This window comes from Pantoea sp. JV6, assembly GCF_025910055.1.
GTDB lineage: Bacteria > Pseudomonadota > Gammaproteobacteria > Enterobacterales > Enterobacteriaceae > Pantoea > Pantoea agglomerans.
Genome location: NZ_JAPCIM010000002.1, coordinates 179411 through 194139, shown reverse-complemented (window position 1 = coordinate 194139; position 14729 = coordinate 179411). Strand labels below are relative to the sequence as shown.

Genomic DNA, 14729 nt, shown 5'->3' with positions numbered 1-14729 from the left:
GAATCTGACCTATGACCGCACTGGACGCTGCACAACAAAACAAACATCAGAGCCGCCTGAACTGGGGCACACGCACCATCTTTTTGATCAATGGCTTAGGAATGTCAGCCTGGGCTCCACTGGTGCCGTTTGCCCGCGATCGTCTGCAGCTCAGCGGTGCATCACTGGGCGCGTTACTGCTCTGTCTGGGTATTGGTTCGCTGGCCGCGATGCCGGTGACCGGCACACTGGTGGCGCGGTTTGGCTGCCGTCGGGTGATGTGCTTCTCTACCCTGTTAGTGCTGATGATGATGCCGCTGCTGGCCACGGCTGACTCTCATCTGGTCATGGCGGCTGCGCTGATGCTGTTTGGCGCCGGGCTGGGCATGCTGGATGTGGCGATGAATTATCAGGCGGTTCAGGTTGAGCAGGCGGCGGATAAACCGATGATGTCCGGCTTCCATGGCTTCTTCAGTCTTGGCGGGATTCTGGGTGCGGGCACGGTCAGCCTGTTGCTGAGCCAGTCTTTTACACCCCTGGCCGCCACGCTGGTGGTGATGGCAGTGATGTTATTGCTGTTGCTGTGGCGACTGCCGGTCTTAATGAATGAACGCCTGCATCAGCCCGATCAACCCTGGCTGGTGATCCCACGCGGCTGGGTCGCGTTTCTTGGCCTGCTCTGCTTTATCCTGTTCCTGGCGGAAGGGGCCGTGCTGGACTGGGGCGCGCTGCTGTTGCTGCAGAACCCGGAGATGTCACCCGCCTGGGCCGGGCTGGGCTATGCGGTCTTTTCCGTGGCGATGACGCTGGGCCGTTTTAGCGGCGATAAGATCATCCAGCGTTTTGGTCGCTACCCGGTGATGCTGACCGGCGCGCTGACCGCCGCCGCGGGCATGAGTCTGGCCGTCTGGCTGCCGTGGCCGGAGATCGCCCTGCTGGCTTTCCTGCTGGTCGGCTTTGGTTTATCTAACACGGTGCCGATGTTGTTCAATGCTGCCGGGAATCAACAGGATATGCCTGCGAACCTGGCGATTTCTGCCATGACAACGCTGGGATATGCGGGTATTCTCTCAGGTCCGGCTTTAATCGGATTCATTTCGCAATGGATCAGCCTCAGCGGCGCATTTTTAGCGATCGCCCTGTTGCTGTTAGCGGTAGCCGCCAGTGCGCGAAAAGTTGCGCAATAATTCAGGTACCTGACACGCTATGTTGTATAAGTTTCCACTGACCTCCGGCAACGTCACCCGCTTTTTTGTGGTTTTCAATCTGGTGCTCCTGCTGGCGCTGGGCTTTATGGTGCATAACTCGGTGAATGCCTGGCTGACCGGGAAGCGCTATGCCATGGACGATCTGGCACGTGACGTTCAGAAGCGCATTGATGCCTATCGCTTTGCCACCTGGCAGATCTATGAAAACCTCTCTACCAGTGCGGCAGGTGCAACACCCGGCAGTAACCTGCAGGAGACGCGACTGCGTCCTGACGTCTACTACCTGGAAAAAACCCGGCGTAAAACGGAAGCGCTGATTTTCGGCTCACATGACAGCAGCACGCTGGACATGACCATGCGGATGTCGAACTATCTCGACACGCTGTGGGGCGCAGAAAATCCCACCTGGTCGATGTACTTTTTAAATGGTCAGGACAATAGCCTGATTATGATCTCGACCCTGCCGCTGAAAGATATGGCGACGCGCTATAAAGAGAGCGCCATCAGTTCAATGGTTGATGGCCGTCGTGCTGAGATGTTGCAGCAGGCGAATGCGCTCGATGAGCGCGAGAGTTTCTCACCGCTGCGCCACCTCGCCTTCCAGAACGATCACTATTTCACGCTGCGTACCACCTTTAATCAGCCAGGCCATCTGGCCACGGTGGTCGCCTTTGATCTGCCGGTTAACGATATTGTTCCGCAGAACATGCCGCTGGAAAATTTCCAGCTGCGTCAGGACAGCTCAATGCCTGCCAGCAGCAGTGAACAGCAGGAGGTGGAAAATACCCGCATCTCACTGGTTAATCCCAATATCGAGATTACGGCCACCCTGCCCAGCACCTCGCTGCAGCTGGTTTATCAGGTGCCGATTGGCCGTCTGATTATCGACACCCTGCATAATCTGCTCTGGCCGCTGCTGATTAACCTGCTGCTGTTCCTGCTTTCACTGGCGGGTATCGTGCTGCTGCGCCAGCAGTCGCTGCGTCCCAGCGAGAACCAGAGCGCTGAACTCGATTCGCTGCGGGTATTGAATGAAGAGATTGTGGCCAGTCTGCCGGTCGGTCTGCTGGTGTATGACTTTGCCAGCAACCGCACCCTGCTGAGCAATAAGATTGCTGAACATCTTTTGCCTCACCTCAATCTGCAGAAGATCATTAATATGTCCGACCAGCATCAGGGCGTGCTGCAGGCCACCATCAATAACGAAGTGTATGAGATTCGCCACGCCCGCAGCGTGCTGTCGCCGCATACCCAGCTGTTTATGATGCGTGACCAGGATCGCGAGCTGCTGGTGAATAAGAAGCTGCAAAAAGCGCAGCAGGTGCTGGATCGTAACCATCAGATGCGACAGCAGCTGCTGCACAATCTGGGCCATGCGCTGAATCAGCCCCTGGAGAAGATGGTGACGCAGCTGGTACAGCTCAGCCAGCGTGATGCCGATGAGACCGTGCTGGATCTGCTCGATGAGAGTCAGGGGCTGGCGCGGCTGGTGGATGATATCGTGCTGCTGAACCGGCTTGAGGCGCACGACTGGTCACCCGATGCGACCGTCTTTAACCTGCAGGAACTGCTGGATGAGATCGCGCTGGAAAGCCTGCCGCTGATGCGCCGCAAAGGGCTGTCGCTGGTGGTGAATAATCACCTGGCTAATGATGAGACGCGCTTTGGCGACCGTCGCGCCCTGCGTAAAGTGCTGACCACGCTGATGCACTACGCCCTGACCACCACCCGCTGGGGGAAAATCACCCTGGAAGTTAAGGCTGCGGACAAGCAGGCCGATAGATTGATTATCGAACTGGTGGACACCGGTGCGGGCCTGACGGTGGATGAACTGGCCAATGTCGACTTCCCGTTCCTGGGCGATACCAGTCAGGATCGCTACGGACAGGCTTCTGGCATGGCGTTCTTTCTGTGTAAGCAGCTCTGCAAGCAGATGGGCGGCAGCCTGGATATCGTGGCAAAAGCGGATATCGGCACGCGCTATAACATGCAGTTGCCGCTGGTGCTGGAGCAGAAGCGCGAAGAAGAAGAGGAAAAAATTCTGGATGGCGTTACCGCGCTGGTGGAGATCACCGTGGAGGACGTGCATAAAATTGTCTGCCGCCATCTGGAAAACTGGGGAGCGCGTTGTCTGACACCCGACGAGCGCATTTCCGGTCAGGATCACGATGTGCTGGTGACCGACGATCCATCAAAGCTTAGCGGCTGGGCACTGCTGCTGGCGGAAGATGAACTGGGGCACCATGCACTGAACGACCAGCAGTATCGGGTCAATTTCAATCTCAGTAATGCGCTGCTGGATGCATTGCTGGCACTGATAGAGAAGCAACTGTCGCATGATGTGATGGATAACGACACGGAAGACGACGCGGCCACGCCATTGATGAGCGGCGGCTATTTCCAGCTGTTTACGGAGACAGTACCGGTTGATGTGAAGAGGCTGTATACTGAGTCGGCGGAAAAGGACTACGCCTCGCTTGCTCAGACAGCGCATCGCCTAAAGGGCGTGTTTGCCATGCTCAATCTGACTCCCGGCAAACAGCTTTGTGAAGAGTTAGAACACCACATTAAAGCGTGTGACGATTCAAACATTACAAATACCACCAGTGATATTGACGCTTACGTCAATCAACTGCTGCAGCAAGGTAACCAATAAGATGAATAACTTAAACGTAATTATTGCCGATGACCATCCAATTGTCCTTTTCGGTATCCGAAAATCTCTGGAACAAATTGAATGGGTTAACGTTGTAGGTGAGTTCGAAGACTCAACAGCACTGATCAATAATCTGTCCAAGCTTGACGCCAACGTCCTGATCACCGACCTCTCTATGCCAGGTGAGAAGTATGGCGATGGTATTACGCTGATTAAATATATTAAACGCCACTACCCGGATCTCTCGATTATTGTTCTGACCATGAACAATAACCCGGCGATTCTGAGTTCAGTGCTTGATCTCGATATCGAAGGGATTGTACTGAAACAGGGCGCGCCAACCGATTTGCCAAAGGCACTGGCTGCACTGCAGAAAGGCAAGAAATATACGCCGGAAAGCGTTGCGAAACTGCTGGAGAAAATCAGCGCGGGTGGTTATGGCGACAAACGCCTGTCACCGAAAGAGAGCGAAGTGCTGCGTCTGTTTGCAGAAGGTTTCCTGGTCACCGAGATTGCCAAGAAGCTGAACCGCAGTATCAAAACCATCAGTAGCCAGAAGAAATCAGCGATGATGAAACTGGGCGTGGATAACGATATCGCACTGCTGAACTACCTGTCGTCTGTCAGCCAGACTCAGGTCGAAAGAGACTAAGTTACTTCCTGAGGCGGTGCAGCCTGCACCGCCTCGCCTCTGCCCTTTCCTGCCCTACCCCATCCGCGTTTTACGTACCCGATCAGCATAGATTGCCAGCGTCACTTTCAGCACATCTAACGTCACCGGTTTCGACAGGCAGTTATCCATGCCCGCATCCATGCAACGCTGTTTCTCTTCCGCCAGCGCATTCGCCGTCACGCCAACCACCGGGAAGAGATGGCCCAGCTGACGCAACCGCTGCGTCAGGCGATAACCATCCATATTCGGCATGTTCACGTCGGTCAGTACGATATCAATCTCATTACGACTCAGTACATTAAGTGCATCAACGCCATCCTGCGCAGTCTTCACCTGATAGCCCAGCGTGCCGAGCTGTTCCGACAGCAGCATGCGGTTAATCGGATGGTCATCGACAATCAACACCATGATGTCATCGTTATGCACTTTCTCTTCTACCGGCGCGGCCAGCAACAGCGCATCTGCGGCGTCGTTGCCGAGTGCGATCCGATAGATGCGCGCCAGCAGCGCCGGAACCTCATGCAGCGTGGCGGTAGAGTGGATCCAGCGGCCGGGCTGACGTTCACGCGGCATATCCACATGCGATCCATCGAAAGTGACCAGCGCCCGCAGCGGAACATCAATATCCAGTTCGTAATCGGTCATCACCACATCGTCGTGGCCGGGCTTACCGTTATATTCTGCGACCTGAATGCCCTGCTGCTGAATCTGACGCGTAATAAATTCCGCGAGGTACTCGTTGCGCATCGCCAGCCAGATTTTCTTATCCTGTAAATCCTCCAGCAGCATCAGTGACGGCTTCTGCCCTTTGTAGATTGGAATACGCACAATAAACTGGCTGCCCATACCTGGCTCTGAGTCGACCTCAATGTCGCCGTCCATCATATTGATCAGCTTTTCACAGATCGCCAGTCCCAGCCCGGTGCCCTGGAAATTACGCTGCACGCCATTTCCCACCTGGAAGAAAGGATCAAACAGGCGTGGCAGCTCTTTCGCCGGAATGCCAACGCCAGTATCACGGACGCGGAATGCCAGATAGCCCTGCGCAACGTAAGCGTGGAGGATAATACAGCCCGTATGCGTGAACTTAATCGCGTTATTCAGCAGGTTAGAGATCACCTGCTGCAGACGCAGCGGATCGCCGTCCAGCACCTGCGGAACGTCATGTTCTATAAAGCAGTAGAGCGTAAGCCGCTTCTTCACCACCAGCGACAGATAGTTGCCGACGATGTGGGTCACGATTTCACGAGGTGCAAACGGACGCGGCTCAATTTTCAGCTGCTCTGACTCGATTTTTGAGAAGTCGAGAATATCGCTAATGATTTTCAGCAGCAGGCTGGAGGAGTTGTTCATCGCCGTCACCAGCGAGTCGATACCGCTGGGCAGCTCTTTGGTCTGCAGCAGATCGAGATTACCAATAATGCCATAAAGCGGCGTGCGCAGTTCGTGACTGACCGTGGCAAGGAACATCGATTTTGACTGGCTCGCCTGCTCTGCCGCGTGGGCCATCTCCTGCAGCGACTGCTCCATCCGCACGCGCGCCGAGACATCGACCAGCACGCAAATCGCCACGTTCTCATTACGATAGCGCGAATGCACGAAGCTGATTTGCAAATTGGTATTACTGCCGGTGAGCACATCGACAAAGTTGACCTGCTGCCCTCCAATAATCTCATTCAGCCGCAGGCGATCTTCCTGCGTCAGCAACGTCAGATAATTGTGCGCCAGCTCGTTACTCAGAATATTGGTGCCGTCGCTGGTGCGTAAAATACAGATCCCGACCGGCGCAGAGGCGACAATCTTACGGTTAAACTGCTCATGCTCTTCCAGCCGGTGCGCGTTCTCCTCCGCCGGCAGGAACATCCGGCGCTCAAACAGCCAGGCGAGGGTAAACAGAATGACAGCGCTGAAAATATTGAGCAGCAGCGCATTAATGATCATCAGCTTGAGCTGATCCACCATCACGTCGGTAGATATCGACCACACCACGTTAAGATCGGAAGGCGGCAGCGGCTTTTTCAGAACCAGCTGACGATAACCATTCAGGTATCCGAACCAGGTTTTATCATCAGGAAGACTATCGAGCGAGAAGCCCAGCCCGCCGCGCCGCGAATTTAGCAGTGGACGATAATTTTCATCGGTAATGGACGCGATAATCGGCAGGCTGCCCGGCTGAATAAACTCATCCAGCCGGATATTCTGTTCGACGCCCAGTAGCGCCTGTAACTTATTAGCAACGTAGACGGGCACCACCATAAAGAAGGTTCCGACGCCTGGCTGAGCACTGCTGTTAATCCAGTACATCGGATTGCGGCGATCTTCTTCGCTGCTATTGCGATAGCGCAGCACATTCTCACGCAGCGATTTCAGGCTGCGTTCCCGGTCAGCATTGCTGCTGCCAATCGTAAAGTCGGCCAGACACTGGCTCTCGCCACCGATAAAGAACACCCGATTCAGCTCATACGATGAGGCGAAGTTACTTTTCCAGTAATTGATGTAGTAACTGAGTGAGTCGAGCGAGTTGCGCCAGGTATTGCTCATCGAGGTACAGTCGCCATCCGAAAACAGGGGCGTAAACTGCGGCTGAGATGTTTTGCCTGGCATCATACCGGTCAGCACATCCAGACCGCTGCTGGCGTTGGTTAAGCGGTTCTCGGTGATATATTTCAGCTCACGCATCATGTCCGCCGAATGGCGCACATACCACTCTATCGTGCCGTAGTTGCTGGCAAACTCCTGCCGAACCTGCGTCTCTTTATTGTGCAGCACGCTGATAATGTAAAACGCAGTAAGAACGGCGCCCAGCGTCCAGATTAGCAGCGCCAGCGCGCGAAAAAGATAGCGCGAGATGCGAAGCGTAGTGCGGAAAGAGACAGGATATTTCAAAGGTAACTCGCAGTTGGCAAGGTTAGTCGCATCATCGATTTTTAATGCCCATACACTAGCTTTATCGGGCGTAAAAAGCCAGCCAGCCGCAGGCTTAGCGGGCGGTTTGGGAATCTTTTAAGACAGCCAAAGCAACATCTTTATCTTAGGAAGAAGTCGCCGCCTCTCCCCCTCAAACAAATGCACGCACACATCTCCTTAAAGCGACACCACAACCCCAACAAGAAAGGCCTGCTGTGCCCGAAGAGCAAAGCGTCCACGCCAGGGATGGCGTGGCCGATCCGCATGGATGCGGGAATCCTTTGCGATCGGGCACAGCAGGCCTTGCGACGGCTCCCGAGTCACAGCCACCAGCCACCAGCCACCAGCCATTTTCCCGACCCGCCTCTAAGACCTCAAACAACACGCCTATCCCCTCAAAGCGACACCCAAATCCCAACAAGAAAGGCCCGCTATGCCTGAAGAGCAAAGCGTCCACGCCAGGGATGGCGTGGCCGATCCGCATGGATGCGGGAATCCTTTGCGATCGGGCATAGCAGGCCTTTCGGCAGCTCCCGACTCACAGCCATCAGCCATTTTCCCGACCCGCCTCTAAGACCTCAAACAACACGCCCATCCCATCAAAGCGACATCACAACCCCAACAAGAAAGGCCTGCTATGCCCGAAGAGCAAAGCGTCCACGCCAGGGATGGCGTGGCCGATCCGCATGGATGCGGGAATCCTTTGCGATCGGGCATAGTGGGCCTTTCGGCGGCTCCCAACTCACAGCCACCAGCAACCAGCAACCAGCCTCCAGCCCTAAGCTCCCTGCTCCCTCCCCATCACACAAAAAAAACGGCAGGCCGGGTTTCCCCTGACCTGCCGTTTCTGCAACGAACCTCAGCTCACGCCAGACAAATTACTCTTCGTCTTCAGCCGCGTCGTCTTCGTCTTCTGCATCCGCTTCCGGCGCAATCTCTTCATCGTCGTTCTCTGCTTCCGGCGCGATATCTTCCTCGCCTTCCGCCACGCTACCGTCGATTGAATCCAGCTCTTCTTCTTCAACCGGCTCGGCAACACGCTGCAGACCCACGACGTTCTCATCCTCTGCGGTACGAATCAGAATCACACCCTGGGTATTACGACCCACGACGCTCACTTCTGAAACGCGGGTACGCACCAGCGTACCGGCATCGGTGATCATCATAATCTGATCGCCATCAACGACCTGAACGGCGCCAATCACCGGACCATTACGTTCGGTCACTTTGATTGAAATAACACCCTGAGTCGCACGCGACTTGGTCGGGTATTCGCTGTTGGCAGTACGCTTGCCGTAACCATTCTGCGTCACGGTCATAATTGCACCCTCTTCACGCGGCACAATCAATGACACAACGCGATCGCCTTCAGCCAGCCTGATGCCGCGTACGCCAGAGGCGGTACGACCCATCGCACGGACTGCGGTTTCTGCAAAGCGCACCACTTTACCGGCCGCTGAGAACAGCATCGCTTCATCGTTACCGTTGGTCAGCGCCACACCGATCAGCTCATCGTCGTCACGCAGATTCACGGCAATAATGCCCGCGCTGCGTGGACGGCTGAACTCTTTCAGTGCGGTCTTCTTCACGGTACCGAGCGCGGTCGCCATAAAGATATTAAAGCCTTCGGTATACTCACGTACCGGCAGAATCGCCGTAATACGCTCGTTGGCTTCCAGCGGCAGCAGGTTGACGATTGGACGTCCACGTGCGCCACGGCTTGCTTCCGGCAGCTGATAAACCTTCATCCAGTAGAGACGGCCACGGCTGGAGAAGCAAAGAATCGTGTCATGCGTATTGGCGACCAGCAGACGATCAATGAAATCCTCTTCTTTGATACGTGCGGCTGACTTGCCCTTACCACCACGACGCTGCGCTTCATAGTCGGTCAGCGGCTGATACTTCACATAGCCCTGATGCGACAATGTCACCACAACATCTTCCTGATTGATCAGGTCTTCGATATTAATGTCAGCCGTGTTGGCAGTAATCTCTGTGCGACGCTCATCACCGAACTGATCACGCATCAGCTCCAGCTCTTCGCGGATCACTTCCATCAGACGGTCCGCGTTCGACAGAATGCGCAGCAACTCAGCGATCTGCTCCAGCAGCGCTTTATACTCATCCAGCAGCTTCTCGTGCTCAAGACCGGTCAGTTTCTGCAGACGCAGATCCAGAATCGCCTGAGCCTGCTGCTCGGTCAGATAGTATTGACCATCACGGATGCCATATTGTGGATCCAGCCACTCCGGACGGGCGGCGTCATCACCGGCACGTTCCAGCATCGCTGACACGTTACCAAGATCCCACGACTGCGCAATCAGACCCGCTTTCGCTTCTGCCGGGTTTGGTGCACGACGAATCAGCTCGATGATAGGATCGATATTCGCCAGCGCAATCGCCAGACCTTCCAGGATATGCGCACGATCGCGCGCTTTACGCAGTTCGAAGATAGTACGACGCGTCACAACTTCACGACGATGGCGAACAAAGGCGTCCAGAATCTCCTTCAGCGCCATGATCTTCGGCTGACCCTGATGCAGGGCGACCATGTTGATACCAAACGAGGTCTGCAGCTGGGTCAGTGAATAGAGATTATTCAGCACGACTTCGCCAACCGCATCGCGCTTGATCTCAATCACGATACGCATGCCGTCTTTATCAGACTCATCGCGCAGTGCGCTGATGCCTTCGACACGCTTCTCTTTCACCAGCTCCGCAATCTTCTCAATCAGGCGTGCCTTGTTAACCTGATACGGCAGCTCATGAATGATGATGGTCTCGCGGCCCGTTTTAGCATCAGCTTCCACTTCGCCACGCGCACGAATATAAATTTTACCGCGTCCGGTGCGATACGCTTCTTCGATGCCACGGCGACCATTGATGATAGCGGCGGTCGGGAAATCAGGCCCCGGAATGTGCTCCATCAGCTCTTCAATGCTGATGTCTTCATTTTCAATGTAAGCCAGGCAGCCGTTAATCACTTCACGCAGGTTATGCGGCGGAATGTTGGTTGCCATACCTACGGCGATACCGGAAGAGCCGTTCACCAGCAGGTTAGGGATTTTGGTCGGCAGAACTTCAGGGATCTGCTCAGTGCCGTCGTAGTTCGGTACGAAATCGACGGTATCTTTTTCCAGGTCAGCTAACAGGTCGTGGGCGATTTTCGACATGCGAATTTCGGTATAACGCATCGCCGCGGCGGAGTCGCCGTCGATGGAACCGAAGTTGCCTTGTCCGTCCACCAGCATGTAACGCAGGGAGAAAGGCTGGGCCATACGTACAATGGTGTCGTAAACGGCGGAATCACCATGCGGGTGATATTTACCGATAACGTCACCGACGACGCGGGCAGATTTTTTATAGGGTTTGTTCCAGTCGTTACCCAGTACACTCATCGCAAAAAGTACGCGACGATGAACCGGCTTCAGGCCATCACGCACATCGGGTAAAGCTCGGCCAACGATGACCGACATGGCGTAACCGAGGTAAGAATTTTTTAATTCTTCTTCGATATTGACCGGTGTAATTTCTCTCGCAAGGTCGCTCATGGAGCCGCTATCCCTCTACTTAATCCCGGATTTTAAAGGTGCGAAAGTATATCACACTGCAATGCTCTGGTGAACGCTAACCACCGATTTCACCCGCTTTTCCTTGCGCCTGAAAGGTGTGCCATCTGCGGTTAAGCGTTTATACTGTGGGCACATTTTGTCAGGAGTTACGATTCAATGAATGCACAACCGCAGAATCATCAGCAGAACGTCGATGCGCAGGAAATTGCCAAGTTTGAGGCCGTTGCCTCGCGCTGGTGGGATCTGGAGGGTGAATTTAAACCGTTGCACCGCATTAACCCGCTGCGCCTGGGCTATATCGCGCAGCACAGCAACGGCTTATTCGGTAAAACCGTGCTCGACGTCGGATGCGGCGGCGGCATCTTAGCCGAAAGCATGGCGCGCGAAGGTGCCGTGGTCACGGGCCTGGACATGGGCGCGGAACCGCTGGCCGTGGCGCGCCTGCATGCCCTGGAGAGTGGAGTGACGCTGGACTACGTGCAGCAGACCGTCGAAGAGCATGCGGAGCAGCACGCCGGAAAATATGATGTGGTGACCTGCATGGAGATGCTGGAGCACGTGCCGGATCCGCGCTCAGTCGTTCACGCCTGTGCGAAGCTGGTCAAACCCGGCGGCGAAGTCTTCTTCTCTACGCTGAACCGCAATCCAAAAGCCTGGCTGCTGGCGATATTTGGTGCGGAATATGTGTTGCGCATGCTGCCGCGCGGCACTCACGACGTGAAGAAATTTATCCGTCCTTCCGAACTGCTGGGCTGGGTCGATGAAACGGCCCTGCGTGAACGCCACATCATTGGCCTGCATTACAACCCGGTGACTAACCGATTCAAACTGGCTCCCGGCACTGACGTGAATTATATGGTGCACACCCACCGCGCCGTCTGAGTGACCCGCCCGCCTGAATCAGGGCGGGCATCCCCTCTTCTGCGCCCGTTCTCCCTGTGCCGGTCACAGCACTCACCGCGCCAGAGGCATTCTGATGTCTGCCAATAGGTTACATCAGCCCGGTTCCATCCTCTTCAGCGTTACCGCATCCGATTCTCTGCTGACCAGCAACCCGCTAGCGGCTTTTAGCCATTTTTCATCCCTTTTCCTGCTGAATCCTGAGGATTGAATAAGAAACACGCGCCCGATCATAATAAGAAAAAAAAGTGTGATCTGGTTGACATGATGCCAGGCCTTACAAGGCGTGGGCTAAGAAATTTCGCAAGAATTACAACCCCTCCAGCCATCATTTTTTGCTCTTGTTAAGCGGCCGTAAAATACTAAAATATGCCCCCATGTAGTTATGGCTTTTCCCATCACCCCCTAGATGTAGTGTTTATCCACACATTATTCACAATGAATAGGCTGTGTATAAACCGGGATTTCTTTTAATTTTTGGATACTCACGCAAAGGTAAAAACGCGACATGAACCAGAGTCTGCTCGTTACTAAACGCGATGGCCGCCAGGAGCGCATTGATCTCGACAAAATTCACCGTGTGCTGGACTGGGCAGCTGAAGGGCTGAACAACGTCTCAGTTTCACAGGTTGAGCTGCGCTCTCACATTCAGTTCTATGATGGCATCAGAACCTCTGACATTCATGAGACCATCATCAAGGCCGCAGCAGACCTCATCTCCCGCGATGCCCCTGACTATCAGTACCTGGCTGCCCGCCTGGCGATCTTCCACCTGCGCAAAAAAGCGTATGGTCAGTTTGAGCCGCCAAAGCTCTATGACCAGGTCGTTAAGATGGTCGACATGGGCAAATATGATCGGCACCTGCTGGAAGATTACAGCCAGGAAGAGTTTGCGCAGATGGACGAGTTCCTTGACCACTGGCGTGACATGAACTTCTCCTATGCCGCTGTGAAGCAGCTGGAAGGCAAATATCTGGTGCAGAACCGCGTTTCGGGTGAAATCTACGAAAGCGCGCAGTTCCTCTACATTCTGGTCGCCGCCTGCCTCTTCTCCGGCTACCCGCGCGACACGCGTATGGATTACATCAAGCGTTTCTATGATGCGATCTCGACGTTTAAAATTTCCCTGCCGACGCCAATCATGTCTGGCGTACGCACCCCGACGCGCCAGTTCAGCTCCTGTGTGCTGATCGAGTGCGGCGACAGCCTGGACTCCATCAACGCCACCTCCAGCGCGATTGTGAAATATGTCTCTCAGCGTGCCGGCATCGGTATCAACGCCGGTCGTATCCGTGCGTTGGGCAGCCCGATTCGCGGCGGTGAAGCGTTCCATACCGGCTGTATCCCGTTCTACAAGCATTTCCAGACCGCGGTGAAGTCCTGTTCTCAGGGCGGCGTTCGTGGCGGCGCAGCCACCCTGTTCTACCCGATGTGGCATCTGGAAATCGAAAGCCTGCTGGTGCTGAAGAACAACCGTGGTGTTGAAGGCAACCGCGTGCGTCACATGGACTATGGTGTACAGCTCAACAAGCTGATGTATCAGCGCCTGCTGAAGGGCGAAGATATCACCCTGTTCAGCCCGTCTGACGTGCCTGGCCTGTATGACGCATTCTTCGCCAATCAGGATGAGTTTGAGCGCCTCTATACCAAATATGAGCAGGATCAGAGCATCCGCAAGCAGCGTGTTAAAGCGGTCGATCTCTTCTCACTGATGATGCAGGAACGCGCCTCTACTGGCCGTATCTACATTCAGAACGTCGATCACTGCAACACCCACAGCCCGTTTGACCCGAGCATCGCGCCGGTTCGCCAGTCTAACCTCTGCCTGGAAATCGCCCTGCCGACCAAACCGCTGGAAGATGTTAACGACGAAAACGGTGAGATTGCCCTGTGTACGCTCTCTGCGTTCAACCTCGGCGCCATCGAAAGCCTCGACGATCTGGAAGAGCTGGCTACCCTGGCCGTACGTGCGCTTGATGCGCTGCTCGACTATCAGGACTACCCGATTCCGGCTGCCCAGCGTGGCGCAATGGGTCGTCGTACCCTGGGTATCGGCGTCATTAACTACGCCTACTATCTGGCGAAGCATGGTGTGCGCTACTCCGATGGCAGCGCCAATGGCCTGACGCACAAGACCTTTGAAGCGATTCAGTATTACCTGCTGAAAGCCTCAAACGAGCTGGCGAAAGAGCAAGGTGCCTGCCCGTGGTTCAATGAAACCACCTATGCGCAGGGCATTCTGCCTATCGACACCTACAAGAAAGATCTGGATGCGATCAGCAACGAACCGCTGCATCTCGACTGGGAAAGCCTGCGTGAAGAGATTAAAACGCACGGCCTGCGCAACTCGACCCTGTCTGCGCTGATGCCGTCTGAAACCTCGTCGCAGATCTCCAATGCCACCAACGGTATTGAGCCTCCGCGCGGTCACATCAGCATCAAAGCGTCAAAAGATGGCATCCTGCGTCAGGTCGTGCCGGAGTATGAGCGTCTGAAAGATCAGTACGAACTGCTGTGGGAAATGCCGAACAACGACGGCTACCTGCAACTGGTGGGTCTGATGCAGAAATTCATCGACCAGGCGATTTCGTCCAACACCAACTACGATCCGTCGCGCTTCACCAACGGTAAAGTGCCGATGAAACAGCTGCTGAAAGATCTGCTGACGGCGTATAAGTTCGGCGTGAAAACGCTCTACTATCAAAACACCCGTGACGGTGCTGAAGATGCGCAGGATGACCTGGCACCTTCTATCCAGGATGATGGCTGCGAGAGCGGCGCCTGTAAGATCTAATGGTCAGGCGGGAGAATCTCCCGCCTCATTCATTTCACGA

Annotated in this window: 7 protein-coding genes; 5 read left to right on the top strand and 2 right to left on the bottom strand. The window is 54.9% G+C overall.

Annotated elements, in window-relative coordinates:
• Positions 1 to 11: 11 nt before the first annotated feature.
• From OK412_RS01615 to rcsB, 3 genes are read left to right on the top strand one after another with little or no spacing between them, the layout of a single operon-like run.
• Positions 12 to 1166, top strand: a complete 1155-nt coding sequence (locus OK412_RS01615) for an MFS transporter (RefSeq protein WP_010248386.1) — start codon at positions 12 to 14, stop codon at positions 1164 to 1166.
• A gap of 19 nt (positions 1167 to 1185) precedes the next feature.
• Entirely contained in the window at positions 1186 to 3843 is a 2658-nt protein-coding gene (gene rcsD, locus OK412_RS01610) for a phosphotransferase RcsD (protein WP_010248389.1), read from the top strand.
• 1 nt (position 3844) lies between these two features.
• Complete coding sequence (rcsB, locus tag OK412_RS01605) at positions 3845 to 4495, top strand: response regulator transcription factor RcsB (protein ID WP_009089068.1); 651 nt, start codon at positions 3845 to 3847, stop codon at positions 4493 to 4495.
• Between the two features lie 54 nt (positions 4496 to 4549).
• Here rcsB and rcsC read toward each other — a convergent pair whose 3' ends face one another.
• Together rcsC and gyrA are read right to left on the bottom strand one after the other, a co-directional pair.
• Complete coding sequence (gene rcsC, locus OK412_RS01600) at positions 4550 to 7402, bottom strand: two-component system sensor histidine kinase RcsC (RefSeq protein ID WP_167433225.1); 2853 nt, start codon at positions 7400 to 7402, stop codon at positions 4550 to 4552.
• Positions 7403 to 8301: 899 nt separating this feature from the next.
• Positions 8302 to 10974: a DNA topoisomerase (ATP-hydrolyzing) subunit A gene (gene gyrA / locus OK412_RS01595; RefSeq protein WP_022625068.1), complete on the bottom strand. Its 2673-nt coding sequence runs from the start codon at positions 10972 to 10974 to the stop codon at positions 8302 to 8304.
• A gap of 177 nt (positions 10975 to 11151) precedes the next feature.
• On the opposite strand from gyrA, the gene ubiG reads away from it, so the two are divergent.
• Positions 11152 to 11877, top strand: a complete 726-nt coding sequence (gene ubiG / locus OK412_RS01590) for a bifunctional 2-polyprenyl-6-hydroxyphenol methylase/3-demethylubiquinol 3-O-methyltransferase UbiG (RefSeq protein ID WP_010671459.1) — start codon at positions 11152 to 11154, stop codon at positions 11875 to 11877.
• Positions 11878 to 12403: 526 nt separating this feature from the next.
• Positions 12404 to 14689, top strand: a complete 2286-nt coding sequence (gene nrdA, locus OK412_RS01585; protein WP_010258098.1) for a class 1a ribonucleoside-diphosphate reductase subunit alpha — start codon at positions 12404 to 12406, stop codon at positions 14687 to 14689.
• Positions 14690 to 14729: the final 40 nt, after the last annotated feature.

Coding starts and splice junctions, on each gene's coding strand:
- OK412_RS01615 (WP_010248386.1), top strand. CDS start 12: ATGACCGCACTGGACGCTGCACAACAAAACAAACATCAGAGCCGCCTG.
- rcsD (WP_010248389.1), top strand. CDS start 1,186: ATGTTGTATAAGTTTCCACTGACCTCCGGCAACGTCACCCGCTTTTTT.
- rcsB (WP_009089068.1), top strand. CDS start 3,845: ATGAATAACTTAAACGTAATTATTGCCGATGACCATCCAATTGTCCTT.
- gyrA (WP_022625068.1), bottom strand. CDS start 10,974: ATGAGCGACCTTGCGAGAGAAATTACACCGGTCAATATCGAAGAAGAA.
- ubiG (WP_010671459.1), top strand. CDS start 11,152: ATGAATGCACAACCGCAGAATCATCAGCAGAACGTCGATGCGCAGGAA.
- nrdA (WP_010258098.1), top strand. CDS start 12,404: ATGAACCAGAGTCTGCTCGTTACTAAACGCGATGGCCGCCAGGAGCGC.